This is a genomic window from Streptomyces cellostaticus (assembly GCF_001513965.1).
GTDB classification, from domain to species: domain Bacteria; phylum Actinomycetota; class Actinomycetes; order Streptomycetales; family Streptomycetaceae; genus Streptomyces; species Streptomyces cellostaticus.
The window spans coordinates 210,528-228,334 of the sequence record NZ_KQ948021.1 but is presented as its reverse complement, the minus strand read 5'-3'; the positions used below and the strand labels follow the sequence as shown (position 1 = coordinate 228,334).

18 protein-coding genes are annotated in these 17,807 nt (G+C 73.0%); 8 read left to right on the top strand and 10 right to left on the bottom strand.

Features of this window, described 5'->3' with window-relative positions; translation table 11 throughout:
- Window positions 1–78 precede the first annotated feature (78 nt).
- The gene (gene rho, locus AQI88_RS16030) at window positions 79–1,227 is read right to left on the bottom strand and encodes a transcription termination factor Rho (RefSeq protein WP_066998751.1); all 1,149 of its coding nucleotides are present in this window, start codon (window positions 1,225–1,227) and stop codon (window positions 79–81) included.
- Window positions 1,228–1,541: 314 nt separating this feature from the next.
- Here rho and AQI88_RS16025 point away from each other — a divergent pair, with 314 nt between their 5' ends.
- Window positions 1,542–2,462 carry a zinc-binding dehydrogenase gene (locus AQI88_RS16025; protein WP_066998748.1) on the top strand — a complete coding sequence of 307 codons (921 nt, stop codon included), beginning with the start codon at window positions 1,542–1,544 and terminating at the stop codon, window positions 2,460–2,462.
- 162 nt (window positions 2,463–2,624) lie between these two features.
- Window positions 2,625–3,479 carry a hypothetical protein gene (locus AQI88_RS16020; protein WP_244184149.1) on the top strand — a complete coding sequence of 285 codons (855 nt, stop codon included), beginning with the start codon at window positions 2,625–2,627 and terminating at the stop codon, window positions 3,477–3,479.
- On the opposite strand, the gene AQI88_RS16015 is transcribed toward AQI88_RS16020, so the two are convergent.
- Window positions 3,469–3,885: a nuclear transport factor 2 family protein gene (locus AQI88_RS16015; RefSeq protein WP_066998746.1), complete on the bottom strand. Its 417-nt coding sequence runs from the start codon at window positions 3,883–3,885 to the stop codon at window positions 3,469–3,471. The two genes, AQI88_RS16020 and AQI88_RS16015, sit on opposite strands and share 11 nt — an antisense overlap.
- Before the next feature lie 72 nt (window positions 3,886–3,957).
- Here AQI88_RS16015 and AQI88_RS16010 point away from each other — a divergent pair, with 72 nt between their 5' ends.
- Complete coding sequence (locus AQI88_RS16010) at window positions 3,958–4,521, top strand: PadR family transcriptional regulator (protein WP_066998743.1); 564 nt, start codon at window positions 3,958–3,960, stop codon at window positions 4,519–4,521.
- A gap of 4 nt (window positions 4,522–4,525) precedes the next feature.
- On the top strand, window positions 4,526–5,302 hold the full coding sequence (locus AQI88_RS16005) for a class I SAM-dependent methyltransferase (protein ID WP_066998740.1): 777 nt from the start codon (window positions 4,526–4,528) through the stop codon (window positions 5,300–5,302).
- Here AQI88_RS16005 and AQI88_RS16000 read toward each other — a convergent pair.
- From AQI88_RS16000 to AQI88_RS15975, 6 genes are all read right to left on the bottom strand, one after another.
- Window positions 5,280–6,023 carry a GntR family transcriptional regulator gene (locus AQI88_RS16000; protein ID WP_066998737.1) on the bottom strand — a complete coding sequence of 248 codons (744 nt, stop codon included), beginning with the start codon at window positions 6,021–6,023 and terminating at the stop codon, window positions 5,280–5,282. The two genes, AQI88_RS16005 and AQI88_RS16000, sit on opposite strands and share 23 nt — an antisense overlap.
- A gap of 130 nt (window positions 6,024–6,153) precedes the next feature.
- Window positions 6,154–7,320, bottom strand: a complete 1,167-nt coding sequence (locus AQI88_RS15995; RefSeq protein WP_066998735.1) for a serine hydrolase domain-containing protein — start codon at window positions 7,318–7,320, stop codon at window positions 6,154–6,156.
- A 99-nt stretch (window positions 7,321–7,419) separates the two neighbouring features.
- On the bottom strand, window positions 7,420–8,388 hold the full coding sequence (locus AQI88_RS15990; protein WP_066998732.1) for an acetylxylan esterase: 969 nt from the start codon (window positions 8,386–8,388) through the stop codon (window positions 7,420–7,422).
- Window positions 8,389–8,530: 142 nt separating this feature from the next.
- Window positions 8,531–9,115 (bottom strand): Rv1733c family protein, encoded by a 585-nt coding sequence (locus tag AQI88_RS15985; RefSeq protein WP_066999162.1) that lies wholly within the window; start codon window positions 9,113–9,115, stop codon window positions 8,531–8,533.
- Window positions 9,116–9,318: 203 nt separating this feature from the next.
- Window positions 9,319–10,074, bottom strand: a complete 756-nt coding sequence (locus AQI88_RS15980; RefSeq protein WP_066999159.1) for a ferredoxin reductase — start codon at window positions 10,072–10,074, stop codon at window positions 9,319–9,321.
- 4 nt (window positions 10,075–10,078) lie between these two features.
- Window positions 10,079–10,684 (bottom strand): sulfite oxidase-like oxidoreductase, encoded by a 606-nt coding sequence (locus tag AQI88_RS15975; RefSeq protein WP_066998729.1) that lies wholly within the window; start codon window positions 10,682–10,684, stop codon window positions 10,079–10,081.
- Between the two features lie 176 nt (window positions 10,685–10,860).
- Between AQI88_RS15975 and AQI88_RS15970 the strand changes: the two genes are divergently transcribed.
- The gene (locus tag AQI88_RS15970) at window positions 10,861–11,787 is read left to right on the top strand and encodes an NADP-dependent oxidoreductase (RefSeq protein WP_066998726.1); all 927 of its coding nucleotides are present in this window, start codon (window positions 10,861–10,863) and stop codon (window positions 11,785–11,787) included.
- Window positions 11,784–12,533, top strand: a complete 750-nt coding sequence (locus AQI88_RS15965; RefSeq protein WP_066998723.1) for a GNAT family N-acetyltransferase — start codon at window positions 11,784–11,786, stop codon at window positions 12,531–12,533. The genes AQI88_RS15970 and AQI88_RS15965 overlap by 4 nt, the downstream gene beginning before the upstream one ends.
- 7 nt (window positions 12,534–12,540) lie before the next feature.
- Here AQI88_RS15965 and AQI88_RS15960 read toward each other — a convergent pair whose 3' ends face one another.
- Window positions 12,541–12,939 (bottom strand): MarR family winged helix-turn-helix transcriptional regulator, encoded by a 399-nt coding sequence (locus tag AQI88_RS15960; RefSeq protein WP_244184168.1) that lies wholly within the window; start codon window positions 12,937–12,939, stop codon window positions 12,541–12,543.
- 151 nt (window positions 12,940–13,090) lie between these two features.
- On the opposite strand from AQI88_RS15960, the gene AQI88_RS15955 reads away from it, so the two are divergent.
- Entirely contained in the window at window positions 13,091–14,179 is a 1,089-nt protein-coding gene (locus AQI88_RS15955; RefSeq protein WP_066998716.1) for a hypothetical protein, read from the top strand.
- A 663-nt stretch (window positions 14,180–14,842) separates the two neighbouring features.
- Window positions 14,843–15,640, top strand: a complete 798-nt coding sequence (locus AQI88_RS15950) for a putative protein N(5)-glutamine methyltransferase (protein ID WP_107118570.1) — start codon at window positions 14,843–14,845, stop codon at window positions 15,638–15,640.
- A gap of 1 nt (window position 15,641) precedes the next feature.
- On the opposite strand, the gene AQI88_RS15945 is transcribed toward AQI88_RS15950, so the two are convergent.
- Window positions 15,642–17,720 (bottom strand): SpoIIE family protein phosphatase, encoded by a 2,079-nt coding sequence (locus AQI88_RS15945; RefSeq protein WP_208615798.1) that lies wholly within the window; start codon window positions 17,718–17,720, stop codon window positions 15,642–15,644.
- Between the last annotated feature and the right edge of the window lie 87 nt (window positions 17,721–17,807).

Genomic DNA, 17,807 nt, shown 5'->3' with positions numbered 1-17,807 from the left:
GGTGCGCGGCTCGCTGCCCGGGCCGGACGGCCCACGGGAGCAACCCGGATGCCGCACTCCGCAGCGGCACGGCGCCGTTCACTCCGTGGGCAGGGTCGGCTGGACGCGGCGCAGGAACGTGGCGTTGTCGGGAGTCTCCCGCATCCGCTCCAGCAGCGTCTCCAGGGCGGCCGGTCCGCCCTCCCGGGAGCGCAGCGCCCGGCGCAGGCCCCGGGTGGCCGTCAACTCGGCCGGGGTGAGCAGGAGTTCCTCGCGGCGGGTGCCGGTGGGGTCGATGTCCACGGCCGGGAAGAGGCGGCGGGCGGCGAGTTCCCGGTCCATGCGGAGTTCCATGTTGCCCGTGCTCTTCAGCTCCTCGAAGAAGTAGCCGTCGGCACGGGAGCCGGTGTCCACCAGCACGGTGGCGAGGACGGTGAGCGAGCCGCCCTCCTCGGCCTGGCGGGCGGCGCCGAAGAACCGCTTGGGGCCGATCAGCGCGCCCGCGTCGACACCGCCGCTCAGCGTGCGTCCGCCGGCGGCCGCGGCGTTGTTGTGGGCCCGGCACAGCCGGGTCAGGGAGTCCAGGAGGATGACGACGTCCTCGCCGTCCTCGACGAGCCGCTTGGCCCGCTCGACGACCAGTTCCGCGAGGGCGATGTGCTCCTTGGGCGTCCGGTCGAAGGTGGAGGCGTACACCTCGCCGCGCACCGAGCGGCGCATCTCGGTGACCTCCTCGGGACGCTCGTCCAGCAGGAGGACCATCAGCCGGCATTCGGGGTGGTTGCCGGCCACGGCCGCGGCGAGTTGCTGGAGCAGCACGGTCTTGCCGCTCTTCGGCGGGGCCACGATCAGCCCACGCTGGCCCTTGCCGACCGGCGCGAACAGGTCGGTGACGCGTCCGGCCAGGCCGGCCGCCGGGTGTTCGAGGCGGATCCGCTCGTGCGGGTGGAGCGGGGTCAGGTCCCGGAAGCGGCGGCGGTCCCGGAGACCCTCCGGGTCGCGCCCGTTGACACGGGTGACCTCGGTCAGGGCGCGCTGCGCCCCGCGGACGCCTTCGACGAGGTCGCCCTTGCGCAGGCCGTGACGGCGGATCAGCGCCGGGGAAACCTGGGGGTCGGCGGGGGAGGGCAGGCAGTCCATGGCTCGCAGGTGCCCCTTCCCGTGCCCGTCGATGTCGAGGACACCGGTGACGAGGCGGGCGGCCGGGACCTGCTGCTGTACGTGAGGGGGTTCGAGTGTGGTGGTCATCGATGGTCCTTTCGCGGACGGAAGACCTGAGGAAGGGGGGAAGGAGCCGCGGAAACGGGAGGGCGTACGTGCCTCCGGGCGGCGGAAACGTCACCTCGGACCGAGCCGGGGCGGTGCTGAAAAACTGACGCGCCTGTGTCGGAAAACGACGGACAGATCAGCGCGGAGAGGAGAAACTGGCACCGGCGCCCACAAGGGGGCGTACTCAAGTGCTGACGGCACGGTACCACTCGATGGAAGGCTACCGCTGCGATCACGTCAACACGTCGTGTGCGTGACCTATTCCCGTGCCGGGAAGAGAGGCAGGCAGGCCCATGCGCGCACTGATCGTCGACCCCGGGGCACCGGGCGGGCTGCGGCTCGGGCAGGCGCCGGATCCCGTCCCCGGTCCCGGCCAGGTTGTGGTGGAGGTACGGCACACGTCCCTCAACGCGGCCGAGCTGTACTTCGCCCGTTCGGCCGAACCCGGTGCGGTGCTCGGCTTCGACGCCGCCGGTGTCGTGGTGGCCGCCGCGGCCGACGGGAGCGGACCGGCGGTGGGCAGCCGGGTCGTGGGGTTCGCGGAGGGCGGCGGGTTCGGGGCGCTGCGCGCCATGGACGTCATCGACGTGGCCGGGGTGCCGGGCGGTGTCGATCTCGGCGAGGCCGCCACCCTGCCGGTGGCAGCGGGCACCGCGCTGCGCGCGCTCGAACAGGCGGGGCCGTTGCTCGGCCGCCGCGTCCTGGTGACCGGGGCGTCCGGCGGCGTCGGCGGGTTCGCCGTCCAACTCGCCGCCCTCGGCGGGGCGTACGTCATCGGCGTCGCCGCCTCCGGGCCGGGCGCACAGTGGGTCGCCGGGCTGGGGGCCGACGAGGTCGTAGCCGCGGCCGACGCCGTGACGGAACAGGTCGACGTCGTGATCGACACCGTGGGCGGAGAGCAACTCGCCGCCGGATACACCCTGTTGGCGCCCGACGGCAACCTGCAGAGTGTCGGCTGGGCCGCCGGGCGTGCGGCCGTGCTGCCCGTGGGATCCACGCTGGGCTCCGTCACCCCGAAGGCCATCGTGTCGGTCTACAACGGCGGCGGACTCACCGACCGGCGGGCGCAGTTGCGGCGACTGCTCGCCCTGGTGGCCGCCGGGAAGCTGCGGGTGCCCGTCGGCTGGCGCGGGCCCTGGGAGAAGATCGCCGACGCGGCCGAGGCGCTGGCGAGCCGGAATCTGCGGGGAAAGGCGGTCCTGGACGTGAGTTGAGGCGGGAGGCCTCGCCGGTCGGCTCCCACCGGCGCCTACGGTCGGGCTCGTTCCACGTGGGCGACTGAGCCGTCCGTCTTGGCTTCGTATCAGCCGTCCCCAAACCATAACGATTCCGGACGTCAGGGGACTTGCCCGCCAACCATCCACTATCGTCACGACATGTCCACGCCACCGCAGCCTCAGCAGCCGGCCGGCCAGCCCGCGCAGCAACCGGCGGTCCCGCCGCAGCCGACGGCCTACCCCTACCCGAGCCCGCAGTCTCCTCCGCCGGGGAACTTCTACGCGCAGCCCACCCAGGTGGGCCTGCCCGCCCAGCCCCCGCCGGGCAACCCCTACGCGCAGCCGCCCCAGTACGGTGCCGTGCCGGTCCCGCCCTCCGGCGGCGGCGGTGGTGCCGGACGGGCGGTGCTGTGGGCCGTGGTCGGCGCGGTCGTCGCCTCCGGGGCGTGGGCAGCCGGGGTGTTCCTGATCGGCGGCAAGGGGGACAGCGCGGACCTGCGCGGCTATGCGGCGCCGTCCAACATGTGCTCGAGCGTGGACTACTCGTCGTTCAAGGACGAGTACCCGCAGGGTGACTCCTCGCCGACGCACAGCTCCCTCAAGGACAAGGCGCTGGACGAGAGTTACTGCAGCCTGAGCCTGAAGAAGACGGGGTCCTCGTACGCGGACGCCTATCTGTCCGTCCAGGTGGACCTGCACCAGAAGACCGACCCGGGGCCGGAGTTCACCGCCACCTGGAAGAACTACGGCGACAGCCACTCGGGTTACGACGTCAACCCGGTCAAGGGCATCGGCGACGAGGCCTACCTGGTCAGCCAGGACACCACGAGCGGCTCGTCCAGCGGCTCCCGCTACGCCACGCTCGCCGTGCGCGACGGCTGGGTGACGTACACGATGAGCTACAGCGCCTATCTCACCTCCTACGACCGGGACAAGACGCCGCCCGCGCTCACCGATGTGTCCGACTGGCTGAAGACGGACACCAAGGCCACGCTGAGGCAGCTCAAGGGCTGACGCCCGTCCCGGTCGAGCGGGCCTCGGCGTCCTCGACGATCCGGTCGAACCGGGCGCCCATGGCCTCGGCCAGTGCCTGGGCGCCCGAGAGCGGGCGCACCATGACCGTGAACTCGTCGATCAGTCCCTCCTCGTTCACGTGCAGGAAGTCGCAGCCGGTCAGTTCCCGGTCGCCCACGCGTGCGCGGAAGACCAGCGCGTGGTCGCGGCCGTCGGCGCCGGTGAGCGCACGCTCGTACCGGAAGTCCTCGAAGACCTGGGAGACCGCGCGCAGGATCGCCGCGGTGATCGCCTTGCCCGGATAGGGCTTGAAGACGACCGGGCTGCTGAAGACGACGTCCTCGGCCAGCAGCGCCTCGACGGCATCCAGGTCGCCCGCCTCGACCGCCTCGCGGAACGCGCGCATCCGATCACCTCGCATAGTCAATTAATTGAATAGGTGCGGATGAGAGTAGTCAGCTGCTGCTAGCGTGTCCACATGTCGCTCAAGTACGCCGTCCTGGCCGCCCTGCTGGAGGGTGAGGCCTCGGGCTACGAGCTGTCGAAGCTGTTCGACGTCTCGCTCGCGAACTTCTGGCCCGCCACTCCCCAGCAGCTCTACCGGGAGCTGGAGCGCCTCGCTCAGGACGGGCTGGTCGAGGCCCGGACGGTGCCGCAGGAACGCCGGCCCACCAAGCGGATGTTCACCCTCACCGAGACCGGCCGGACCCAGCTCGCCGCCTTCGCCGCCCAGCCGCCGACGCGGCCCACCGCCGTCCGCGACGAACTCCTCATCAAGATCCAGGCCATGGACGGCGGCGACCCGGAGGTGACCCGGGCGCTGATCGAGGAGCGCAGTGGCTGGGCGCGTGGCAAACTCGATCGCTACGAGCGGACGCGCGCACGCCTCCTCGACGGCCGGACCGAGGAGGAGTACCTGCGCACGGCCGACCGGATCGGCCCCTACCTCACCCTCATGGCCGGAATCGCCTTCGAGGAGGAGAACCTGCGCTGGTGCGAGCGCGTGCTCGGGGTCCTGAAGCAGCGGATCCCCCTAGGCTGACGGGATGTTCAGCCCCGAAGGCCCCACGCTGCGCGAACTCGCCGTGCAGGCACTGTCGTCCGTCGAGCGCGGATACGACCTGCTGGCCCCGAAGTTCGACCACACGCCCTTCCGGACCCCGGGCGCGGTGCTGGAGGCCGTGGCGAAGGCGCTCGACCCGCTCGGCCCGTTCGAGGACGGCCTCGACCTGTGCTGCGGCACCGGCGCCGGGACGGACGTGCTGGCCGGACTGTGTCACCGGAGCGTCACCGGCGTCGACTTCAGCGCGGGCATGCTCGACGTCGCCCGGCGCCGGGCGGCGGTTGCGGGCGAGCGGCCCCCGGCGGGGGCCGAGGGTCCGGGCGTCGCCTGGGTGCGCGGTGACGCCCGGGCCCTGCCGTTCACGGCCGCGTTCGACCTGGTGGTCAGCTTCGGGGCGTTCGGTCACTTCCTGCCCCGGGAACTGCCCGGGCTGTTCACCCAGGTCCACTCGGTGCTGCGGCCGGGCGGCCGGTTCGCCTTCCCGGTCCTCGCCCCGCCCCGCCCGTCGAGCCCCGCGTTCTGGATGCTGCTCGGCTTCGACGCGGTGATGCGGGTGCGCAACACCGTGTGGCGGCCGCCGTTCGTCATGTACTACCGGGCCTTCCGGCTCGGCCTGGTGCTGGACGAGCTGACGCGCGCCGGGTTCACGGTCGGCCTCCGGGCCCTGCCCGAGTTCGGGTGGCGAGCCGACGGCAGTCCCCGCGCCCGGCTGGTCGTGGCGCGCAGGCCGGACGGCGCTACCCCGCCGCCGGCAGCGTGAACTCGTAGACCAGCGCGTCCCGTTCGGCGTTCACCAGCAGGTCGGTGATCTCCAGCGGGCGGGCGTACTGGTCGTGCACCCGCCGGGTCACCCGGACCGAGGGGGCGTCGCCGACCTGGGTGATGGCGTCCCGGTGGTGCAGGGTCAGACCGGCCTTGCGCATCCAGTCGTAGGCCCGGCGCAGCTGCGCGGGAGTGGCCCCGTCGGCCCGGTCGCGGTAGCGGCCCAGCTCCGCGACCTCGGCCAGCGCCACGGCCGAGAACGACGTCACCGCCGTACGCAGCGACCGCCCGTCGGGCGTGGCCGACTGGTAGCGGTGCACCAGCGTCGGCCGGTGCGGGGCCAGGCCCAGTGCCTCGGCGTGCTCGGGCGACGGCGCCTCCCAGGTCACCGTCGCCCGGTCCACCGCGCACGGGTCCGCTGGCCGGGCGCCGACCGGGAAGGTGAGAGAGACCGGCTCCTCGACCGGACGGCCGTCCAGCGTGGCATGGCTGCCCCGCCGGTCGGTGGCGACCAGACCGGTGCGGCGCAGCACCTCCAGCGCCTGCCGGACGGTCTCCCGGCTGACGCCGAAGTGCCGGGCCAGATGCCGCTCGCCCGGCAGTCGCTCACCGGGCGGAATGGTGCCGTCGCGCAATTCGTCGAGCAGCAGCGACGCGACCTGCCAGTACCGGGGCCGGCCGTCGGTCTGCGGGGGATCGTGCGGGGTGGTGCGGGCCATGCCGCGCCTCCTGTTGGTGACAAAACGTAGCCGTACGGGCTCATTGCGCGACCACATCTAGCATTGGTCTAAACCATGAGGGAAGACCGGCCTGCCGGTTCGGCCGAAACCCGCCCGCACGACCGGGTGGTCACACGGCGCTGTAGAGGGCGTCCACGAGCGCCGTCTTGCGTGGGTCATCGGCGATGTGCGGGCCCATCCGGTTCATCGCATAGCCCAGCGAGAGCCCCGCCTCAGGGTCGGCGAGCCCACAGGAACCGCCGAACCCGTCGTGTCCGAAAGCCCGCGGATTGGGGCCGTAAGAACCATGGGGGCCACTGAGCCACAAGCCGAGCCCGATCTCCGTCTCGCGCTCGAAGCCCGCACCCAGGACCAGATCGCGGCAGTGGCCCTGCCCCTCGCGCACCCGTTCCGCCGCCTGCGGGGACAGGACCCGCCGGCCGCCGTGGCGGCCGCGCCCGGCGAAGACGCCGTACAGCCCGGCCACCGCCCGCGCGGTGCCGTGCCCGTTGGCCGCCGGGATCTCCGCCGCCCGCCACTCGGGCGTGTTCGCCTCCGCCGCGCCCACCAGCGGATTGGCCAGAGCGGCGAGCGCGGCGGGTGACAACTGGCGGAAAACCGCGGCCTGTTCGCCGGTGTCCGAGCCCCGTGGATGCACCAGCTCGGCCGCGCGCCCGGACTCCTTCTCCGGCAGGCCGATGGTGAAGTCGATCCCGAGCGGCCCGGTCACCTCGCGCTCCAGGAACGCTCCCGGCCGCAGTCCCGAGACGCGCCGTACGACCTCGCCGACCAGGAAGCCGTAGGTCAGTGCGTGATACCCGGACCGCGTACCCGGCTCCCACCACGGCTCGGTCGCCGCCAGCCGGGCGGTCGTCAGCTCCCAGTCGTAGAGCTGCCCGAGCGTGTGCGGCTCCCGCAGACCGGACAGCCCGGCGCGGTGCGACAGCAGATGCCGGACGAGTACCTCTTCCTTCCCCGCCGCCGCGAATTCCGGCCAGTACGCGGCCACCGGGCGGTCGAAGTCGAGCAGGCCCCGGTCGGCGAGGAGGTGCGCGCACAGCGCCACCGGGCCCTTGGTGGTCGACCACACGTTGACCAGGGTGTCCCGCTGCCACGGCCGGGTGCGGGCCGCATCCGCCCAGCCGCCCCACAGGTCCACCACCGTCTCGCCGTCGGCGGTCACCGCCACCGACGCGCCCAGCTCGTCCCGCTCCCGGAAGTTCTCCTCGAACGCCTCCCGCACCGCGGCGAAACGCGGGTCGCAGTGGCCGTGAACCTGTGCCTCGTGTGCGGACATCGGACCTCCGTCGTCGCCGGAACCCGGGCCGCGACGCCGCGATCCGGGTGCTCCGAACGTACCGACTGGTCGGACCGGCGGGAAGGGCGGGCGGGCTCCTCAGGCGTACGACCGCAGCCAGCGCAGCTTGTGCGCCTCCTGGAACGGTCCGCCGCCCTCGTGGTCGTTGAAGTCGTACACCTCGATCGCCTTGTCCTCGTACGCCCAGGCGTTGAACGCCGCGACCACGGTCGACGGCGGGCAGGTCTGGTCCTCCAGGCCCGCCGAGAAGAGCGCCGGGGCCCGGCCGCGGGCCGCGAAGTGCACCCCGTCGAAGTAGGAGAGGGTGCGCAGCACGTCGGCCGCACGGCCGCGATGCGTCTTCAGGAACAGGCCTATCTCCCGGTACGGGTGACGGTCCGTCAGAGTGGCCGCACGCGGGAAGTCGCACAGGAACGGCACGTCCGGGGCGACCGCGACCAGATCGGGGACCAGCCCGCCGACGGCGAGGGCGATGCCGCCGCCCTGACTCGCGCCGATCGCGACGGTCCGCGCCGCGTCGGTCAGCGGGTGGGCACGGGCCGCCTCCACCGCGCGCACGGCGTCCGTGAACACACGGCGGTAGTAGTAGTTCTCGGGTGCGTCGATGCCCCGCGTCATGAACCCCGGGTACGCGGGCGCCCCGCCCACCGGGTCCGCCGTGCCGCCTCCACCGCCCCAGGCGCTGCCCTGCCCGCGGGTGTCCATCACGAAGTGCGCCCGGCCCGTCGACGCCCACAGCAGATGCTCGTGCGGCAGCCCGCGCCCGCCTCCGTAGCCGATGAACTCCACCACCAGCGGGAGCGGGTGCGTGGCGGCGGCCGGCAGCCGCAGCCAGCCCTTGACCGGGTGACCGCCGAACCCGGCGAACGTCACGTCGTACACCTGCACCGTGGACAGCCCCGTGTCCACCGGCTCGAAGCGGGCGTCCAGGTCGTGCTCGTGCGCCTCCTGCAGGGTCTTGGCCCAGAAGCCGTCGAAGTCGTCGGGCGCGGTGGACGCGCTGTGGTACTCGCGGAGTTCGTCGAGGGGGAGGTCGAACAGGGCCATCAACAACCGCCTTTGTGAAGGGAGTCTGCGGGATCTCACCGTACGTGGGGGCCGACCCGCCGACCAGGGTGGTGAAAGCGCTTGCTGTGTGGGCCGGGTGGAGTGATCCCCGGATTCCGGCGGCGGGGTCACCAGCCGGCGGTCAGGTCCTCGGCTGGTTCCACTTCGGGCCGGTGCGCGCCCATTCCCGCTCCCACTCCGCCAGCCGGTGGCGCAGCGCGATCCGGCGCTCCACGGCGTGGCCGAGAAGGACCACGGCCGCCGCGCCGCCCGCCGCGCACACGCCGACGGTCACCGTGTGCTGCCAGACGGCGACGTCGTCCGGCGGCGGGGCGACACTGCGGCCCCGGGCGTCGAACCACACGGTCACCATGTCACCGGCCCGGCTCCCCGCGGGAACGCGGGCCGACGCGGTACGCGTCCCCTTGCCCGGCTCGGTCCAGCGGACCCGGGCGCGATAGGGATGGCCATGGCCGCCCTGTACCGTGGGCCGGTGCTCGCGCGCGTCGCCGGCCACCACGGCATGGACCGGGCGCCGCTCGGCCCGCTGTGCCGCCGCGAGCGTACGCGCCTGGTCATGGGCGTACAGGCCGGCCGCCACTCCGGCCAGGGGTGCGACCACGAACAGCAGGACCGCGACGATCAGTACGGTCCACCCCTCCACGACGTCCGACCGGCGCCGCAGCGGATTGCGCCGCCAGCGCCAGCCACGCACCTGGGTACGCATGTCCACCTCCTCGCCGCCGACGGAGCCGGAGGACCGGACGAGCCGGGTCTCCGGTGGTCCGCCCCCGCTGCACACGAGCGTCCACATCCGTCTCGTACCCCGTACGGCGCACCTCGCTCACGCCGTACGGGCGCGACTTCAAGCCCACATGGAGCACAGCACGCGGCACGCGCCCCACGGTCGCGCGTGCGCGACCCGCGCGCTCAGCCGAAGCGTTCGATGCGGATGTGCTCGACCGGCTGGCCCGCCTCGACCAGCAGACGGGAAGCGTGCTCGGCGAACCCGTTGGAGCCGCACACATAGGCCTCCCACCCACCCGGAGGCTGCTCGGCCAGGAGTGGCGCCACATGTGTGGCCGTCATACGGCCCACCGGTACGCCTGTGGGAGCGCTGCGCGTGAACACGGCCGTCGTCTCGGCGCCCAGCTCCTGCGCGTAGATCAGCTCCTCGGGGCTGCGCGCCGACACCAGCATCCGCAGCGGCACGGGGAGGCCCTGCGCCCGGTGGTGGCGCACCATCGACATCAGCGGTACGACCCCGGAGCCGGCCCCCAGCAGGAGGGCGGGCCGGTCGCCCGGCCAGGCGAAGAAGCCGCTCAGCGGGCCGCGCACCTCGACCGTGTCACCCGGCCTGGCCACCGTGTGGAACCAGCCCGAGACCTCGCCGTCCGGCACATGGTCCAGGGTCAGCTCGATGTGGCCGGAGTCGTCCGGTGCGGACGCGATCGAGTAGTGGCGCTGCGCCACATAGCCGTCCCCCGCGGTCAGCCGCAGCATCAGATGCTGACCGGGCAGGTGCCCCGCCCAGTCCGGCACCGCGAGACGGAAGGTGGCCGCGTGCGGTGTCTCGCGCCGGATCTCGGTCAGCGTGGCCGTCTGCCACACCGCCGCCGCCCCGGTGCTGACCGCGATGCGCCCGGGCACGGCGAAGCGCGTCGGGGGAGTGAAGGTTGTGGTCACCGTCTCAGTCACCGGAGTACCGCTGCTCCTCCCAGGGATTGCCCCGCTCGTGATAGCCGTTGCGCTCCCAGAAACCCGGCTCGTCGTGGTCGAGGAGCGTGATGCCGGCGATCCACTTGGCGCTCTTCCAGAAGTACAGGTGCGGCACGAGCAGGCGCGCCGGGCCGCCGTGTTCGGGCGCGAGCGGCGTGCCGTCGTACTCCCAGGCGATCCAGGCCCGTCCGCCGGTGAGGTCTGCGAGCGGCAGGTTCGTGGAGTAGCCCGTGTGGGAGTAGGCGATCGCATGGGTGGCGGACCCATGGGGCCGCACCACCTGGAAGAACGCGTCCAGCGAGACACCGCCGAACCGCACCCCGAACTTCGACCAGCTCGTCACACAGTGGATGTCGCCCTCGTACGAGGAGCCGGGCAGGGCTCGCGCCGCGTCCCAGTCCCAGATGTGCGGCCGCTCCACGAGTCCGTCGATGCGGAAGGACCAGTCGGCGGGTGACAGGTCGGGGGTGACCTCGGCGGACAGGACGGGCCAGTCGTCCCCCGCGTCGTACTGCCCGGGTGGCAGCCCCGGGTTGTCGACGCGCGGGCGCCCCGTGAAGCCTCGGGTGACGTTCATGGTTCAACCGTACGCTGTCGCTGCGGGTGCTCCGTCCCAGGTCAGTGCCCCGATCGTTGCGGCCGTATGAACTCCGGGCGGGACCGGGAATAGCCGCCCCGCGCTCCTCCTTGGCGCAGAGTGCGCCGGTGCGCCGGTGCAAGCAGGAAGCAAGCGAGGGGAAGCGAGGGAAGAGGATGCCGAAGGCCTACGTCTTCACGCGGTACGGCGGCCCGGAGACCGAGACGCTGACCGACGTGGAACGGCCGGGTCCCGGCCCCGGCCAGCTCCTGGTCGCGGTGCGGGCGGCGGGAGTGAACCCCGTCGACTGGAAACTGCGGGGCGGTTACCGCCGCCCCGGCGAGAGCGGCGAGCGCGTCTTTCCCGCGGTCTTCGGCAGCGAGGCCGCCGGTGTCGTCGTGGCGGCCGGCGAGGGCGTGACCGGGTTCGACGTCGGCGACGAGGTGTTCGGCAACACGGTGGACGGCGGGTATGCCGAGTACGCCCTGCTGCGCGCCGACGCGAGCGCGCACAAGCCCGCCGGGCTGTCCTTCACCGACGCCGCCACCCTGCCGGTCGCCGCGGCCACCGCCTACGACGGCGTCCGCCAGCTGGATCTGCCCGAGGGTGCGACCCTGCTGGTGACGGGCGCGGGCGGCGGAGTCGGCGCCGCCGCCGTGCAGATCGCCCGTGCCTTCGGAGTGCGGGTCGTGGGCGTGGCGAGCGAGGGCAAGAAGGGCTTCGTGGAGTCACTCGGCGCCGTCCACGTGCCGAGCGGCCCCGGTCTGGCCGAGCGTGTACGTGCCGCCGCACCCGGGGGCATCGACGCCGTGTACGACCTGGTGGGCGACCGGACGCTCGCCGAGGCGGCCACCCTGCTCACCGACCGGACCAGGCTGGTCACTGCCGGGGCCCCGCCCGAGACCGTCGCCGAGCTGGGCGGCTCCCGGGTCGCCCGCGCCCGCACCGCCGCCGTCCTGGAGGCGGTGGCGGACCTGGTCCTGCGCGGCGCCCTGAACCCGCACGTCACCCGCACCTTCCCGCTGGACCGCGCCGAGGAGGCCCTGCGCACTGTCGAGGACGGGCACGCCCGGGGCAAGATCGTGATCGAGGTGTCCGCATGAGCGACCTGCCCGGCTCCCGCGAGGCAACGGCGACCCCGCACGTGCTCGACAACCCCGCCCTCGCTGCCCTGACCGGCCCGCACGCCCACTTTGCCGAGCGCCGCGGCCGCGTGCTGCGCTACCCGGTCGACGTCTCCCCGTGGCTGGCCCTGCCTGCAGAGCCGGACGCGGACGACTGGGCGGACCTCGCCGCACTGGCCGGGCCCGGCTCCGAGGTGCCGCTGCCCGGCTTCCGTGGGCAGGTTCCGGACGGCTGGGAGGTGACCTTCCACATCGAGGGCGTGCAGCTGGTGGACGACGGCCTCGCCGCGGCACCGGACGCGGAGGCGTTCCGCCTCGGCCCGGCGGACGTACCCGAGATGCTGGACCTGGTGGCGCGCACCCGGCCCGGCCCGTTCCTGCCGCGCACCATCGAACTCGGCGCCTATCTGGGCATCCGCCGCGAGGGCACGCTGATCGCCATGGCGGGGGAGCGGTTGCACCCGCCGGGCTGGACCGAGATCAGCGCGGTCTGCACCGACCCGGCCTTCCGAGGCGAGGGCCTGGCCACTCGGCTGATCCTCGCGGTCGCCCACGGCATCCGGGAGCGCGGCGAGACCCCGTTCCTGCACACAGGTGCCCGCAACACCGACGCCATCCGGCTGTACGAGTCCCTCGGCTTCCGGCTGCGTCGGCGTACGGCGTTCCTCGAGGCTCGGGTCCCCGAACGTCTGACGGACGACCGGGCCGCCGTAGCGGTGCCGTGACCGGCCCTCAGGGCGAGTCGGCGTCGGACGGTCCGGCGTTGTACCGCTCCAGGTAGGCCGCGAAGCGGACCAGGTCCTCCTCCGGCCAGTCGGTGAGCCGCTCCCGGAAGGCGGCCCGGCGGCTGCGGGTGACCTGGGCGAGGATCTCCTGGCCGGCTTCCGTCAGGTGCAGCACCTGGACCCGGTGGTCCTCCGGGTCCAGGCGCCGTTCGATCAGTCCGGACCGCTCCAGCGCGGCCACCTGGCGGCTCACCGTCGACTTGTCGAGGGCGTAGTGTGCGGCCAGGTCGGTCGCCCGGCAGCCGCCGCTCTCCTCCAGGTGGCCGAGCAGGGTGTACGACACCAGCGACAGCTCGGGGTGCATGCGTCCCGCCGAGGCCCGGGCCCGGCGGGCGAAGACCGTCATCTCGCGCTGGATCGTCTCCACGGCCGTTTCCGCCGCTGTCACGGGATCACCTCCATGAGCTCCTTCACGGGAATACCTCCTCCGCCGATCTAGTTGTATAGTACAACTTGAAGCGAAAGTTGCATAAGCCAACCTTTGGAGGTCGCCCGCGATGAGGTCACCGGCACTGCGCCATGTGCTCACGCACCTGATCACCCCGCTGCTGATGTGCATAGGCATGGGGCTCGCGTACATGGGGGCCTTCGTGACCCCGGAGCCGAACCACCTGCCCGTGGCCGTCGTCGGCGCCGGACCCGAGGCGAAGGTGTTCGCCCAGACCGTCAAGGACACCGCGGGGGACAAGCTCGAGGTCCGCACCGTCACCACCCGCGCCGACGCCGTGGACCTGCTGAAGTCCCGCGATGTGACCGGCGCCTATGTGCCGAGCGCCAAGGCGCCCGAGCTGCTGGTGGCCACCGCCGCGTCCGACATGGGCGCCACGGCCGTCGAGAAGGTCTTCACGCCGGTCGCCGCCAAGGAAGGCGTCCCGCTGAAGGTCACCGACGTGGCCGCGCCGGTCGCCGACGACCCCACCGGACAGGGCCTGTTCTTCCTGCTGATCGCGCTCAGCATCGGTTCCTACGCCTCGGTCGCCGCCCTCGGTGCCGCGGGCGCCACGCTCCCGATGCGGGTACGGGCGCTGCTCGCGCTCGGTGTCTCCGCCGTGGTCAGCGGCATCGGCGCACTGCTCGCCGGGCCGGTGTTCCACCTCGCACACCACGGGCTCGCGAGCCTGTGGGGGATGGCGTGGCTGTACTCCGCGGGCATCCTCTTCATCGGCGTCGGTCTGCACACCTTCCTCAAGCGGTGGACCACGCTGACCATGATGGTGCTGTTCGTGATGCTCAACTTCACCAGCTCCGGCGGTCTGTTCCGGCCCGAGCTGCAGAACGGGTTCTTCGGCACCCTGCACGCCTTCTGGAACGGCGCCGGCTTCGTAGAGGGCATCCGCAGCTTGCTGTACTTCGGCAACGACGGCCTCGCGCGCAACGTGTGGACGCTCGTGATCTGGCTGCTCGTCGGCCTCGCGGTGACCGCGATCGCGGCCGCCTGCGAGCGGGCCCGGGCGTCCCGGCCGACGACCGCTCTTCCCGAGACCGTGCCGGGCGCGGAGGCCGCCGGGCACAGCCCGGAGCAGCGAGCCGAGGAGGACGCAGCGGAAGAGGTCGAGGAAGAGGTCGAGGAGACGGTCGGCGTCTGAGGAGCGGCCGTACCGGAAGACCGGGACACGGCAAGCGGGTCACCGCAAGCCGTGTCACCGCCAGAGGGAGAGCGCGGCCCGGCGACGGGCGGCGCCCCTCCCGGACCCGTACCGGCAGGGCCCGGGCCGCGAGTTGCCGGCCAGGGGTGCGGGCGACGGAACGCGGATCGAGGTCGACGTCGACACCGGCGGCGGCGCACACCCCCGCCCGGTCCCCGGCGCGGCGCCGGGGGGCGCGGTCTCGATCACGGACGGCGGCACGGCGGCACGGCGAACTCGCGCACGCGCAGTCACAAGGAGAGCCGGAAATCCCCGTACGCGGTCTGAGTGGGCATCAGCACTCACCTTGCGTGGACGGGACCCCCCATCCGACAGCAGAGTGAGTGGTCATCACGGCGGTCGTAACGGACCCCCGCCGCGCCGCGCGAGGAAGAGTCCGCGAACAGGGCGCCGACGGCGCCGGATCCGGGCGCTGGGGTATGGTGGCCGCCTGGTCGCGGACGGTTCGCGGCCGCACGCAGCCGAGGAGGTGAGACCCATTACCGCTGTGTCAGCTGGGGTGCTCTCTCCTTGTGACAGCTTGTTGTGACAGCGCGGAACACCGGCACCGGTGACCGCGAGAGCGCCCTTCGGCCCCAGGTTCCCGAAAGGCTCTCGGCCTCCATGCCTTCCCTGCCCTCTCTGCCCCCTTTCTCCCCTTCCGTCGTCGTCTCCGCGCTGCGCGCCGCCGGGTGCGTCTTCGCCGAGGACGAGGCGGAGCTGATCCTCGCCGCCGCCCGTACCCCTGACGAACTGGCCGCCATGGTGGAGCGGCGCACCACCGGACTCCCGCTCGAACACGTCCTCGGCTGGGCCGGGTTCCACGGCCTGCGCATCGCCGTGGAGCCGGGCGTCTTCGTCCCCCGCCGCCGTACCGAGTTCCTGATCGACCAGGCCCTGGCCCAGGCGCCCGGCGCACGCGTCGTCGTCGACCTGTGCTGCGGTTCCGGTGCGCTCGGCGCGGCCCTGGCCGCCGCGCTCGGTCCCGTCGAGGTGCACGCCGCCGACATCGACCCGGCCGCCGTGCGCTGCGCCCGACGCAACCTCGCCCCCTACGACGGCCGGGCCCATGCGGGCGACCTGTTCGACGCCCTGCCCGCCGGCCTGCGGGGCCGGGTCGGCATCCTCACGGCCAACGTGCCCTACGTCCCCAGCGCCGAGGTGGCCCTGCTCCCGGCGGAGGCCCGCGACCACGAGCCGCTGGCCGCCCTCGACGGCGGCGCGGACGGCCTCGACGTCCTGCGCCGGGTGGCCGCCGGGGCACCCGAGTGGCTCGCGCCCGGCGGCTGCCTCCTGACCGAGACCGGCGAACGCCAGGCCCAAGCCGCCGTGGAGGCGTTCACCGAGGCCGGTCTGACGACCCGTCTGGCGGTGTCCGGGGAGCTGTACGCGCATGTGGTGATCGGCGTCCGGGAGCGCTGACCTACGGCAGCTCCTGCGCCCGGGCGATGAGCAGGGCCACGTCGTCGTGGTTGTCGGGATGGTGCAGCGTCCGCAGGAGCAGGTCACAGACCTCCTCCAGCGGACGGGCGGGGTCGTCGAGCAGGGACAGCATGAAGTCCAGGCGTTCGTCCAGCGAATGGCAGCGGGTCTCGACCAGTCCGTCGGTGTAGAAGACCAGCTCGTCGCCCGGCTCGAAGTCGACGGTCACGGTGGAGAACTCGACCCCGCCCACACCCAGCGGCACCCCGGTGGGCAGGTCGAGCAGCTCCGGCGGGCGGCCGGGGCGGACCCGGGCCGGGGGCAGGTGGCCGGCGTTGGCGATCCGGCACTGGCGCAGATGCGGATCGTGGACGGCGTACACGCAGGTGGCGATGGAGTGGTCCAGGGCCGAGGTCGTCTTGTCCAGGTGCTCCAGCAGCACCGCCGGGTCGAGGCCGAGCGAGGCCAGCGTGGTGGTCGCGGTGCGCAGCCGGCCCATCGTGGCGGCCGCGCTGATGCCGCTGCCCATCACGTCGCCGACCACCAGCGCCGTCCTGCCGCCCTCCAGCGGGATGACGTCGAACCAGTCGCCGCCGACCTCGCTGGTGGCGCCCGCCGGCTGGTAGCGGGAGGCCACCTCCAGGCCGGTCGTCACCGGCGGATGGCTGGGCAGCAGGCTGCGCTGGAGGGTGAGCGCGGTGTTGCGGGCGTTCTGGTACCAGCGGGCGTTGTCGATCTGCACGGCCGCGCGCGCCGCCAGCTCACGGGCCAGCAGGACGTCGTCCTCGCCGAAGGGCGCCGGATTGCGGGTGCGTTTGAGGTCGAGGGCGCCGAGCACCTCGCCGCGGGCGATCAGCGGCACGGCGAGATACGAGTGCAGGCCCGCCCGGCCCAGCAGCACGGCCGCCTCGGCGGAGCGGGCGATGCGCGGCAGATCCTCGTCCTTCACCTGCTGCACCAGCACCGCCTCACCCGTACGGACGCACTGGGTGACCAGGCGGTCGGGCGCGTACCGGGCGATCTGGCCGGGTGTGTCGGCGGCCCGTACGGCGTCCGACTCCTGCTCGGCGCGCAGCGCCAGGGCCCGGATCACCGCGGGCTCCGACGGGCCGAGCGTGCTGGGCCGGCCCTCCACGACCGCGTCCAGCAGGTCCACGGCGGCCACGTCGGCCAGCTCGGGCACCGCGACCTCCGCCAGTTCGAAGGCGGTGCGTTCCAGCTCCAGCGTCGTACCGATCCGGGCGGAGGCGTCGGCGATGACGGCGAGACGGCGCCGCGCGCTCTCGGTCTCGATGCGCCCCCGGTACTGCTCGGTGACGTCCACCACGGAGCATGCGACGCCCAGCACCGTGCCCCCGGCGTCCTCCAGCCGGTAGAACGACACCGACCAGGCGTGGTCCTGGTCCGGGTCCGCCGGGGTCCGCCCGATGGTGGACTGGTCGACGAGCGGCACCCCGGTCTCCATGACCCGGCGGACCGCGGCTTCCAGGGCGTCGACGTCCAGCAGCGGCAGCACGTCGCCGATCGTCCGCCCGACGTGCTCCTCGGCGGGGACGCCGTTGATCTTCGCCAGGGCCGGGTTGACCGAGACGTACCGCAGGTCCATGTCCAGTACGGCGAACCCGATCGGCGACTGTTTCACCATCCGCTCGGACAGCGCCACGTCCTGTTCGAGGCGGCGCACCGTGGACCGGTCGGCCGCGAGCCCCAGCGCGTACACGTCGCCCCGGTCGTCCAGCAGGCGCATGTTGCGGAACTCCACCAGCCGCGTGCCGCCGTCCTTGACCCGGACGGGGAACGCCCCGGCCCAGCTCTGACCGGTCCGCATCACATCGGCGAACAGCTTGCCGACCAGGTGGACGTGCTCCTCGTGCACCATCAGCCGGGCGGCGAACTGCCCCAGCGCCTCCCGCGCCGAGTAGCCGAACAGTTCCTCCGCCTGGGGGCTCCACAGCACGATGCGGCCCTCGGCGTCCAGCACCACCGAGGCCACGCCCAGGACGTCGAGCAGCCCGCTCGGCCGCACCGGCCCGCGCGCGGGCTCGTCGCCCTCCGCCACCGGAGCCTCGGCTGCACTCATGCCACGCACCGCCTTCGCCCGTCCGAACGGCACGTCGTCCCCCGTGCCGACTCCCCTTGTTCTACCGCGCTCACACTCGACTCTCCG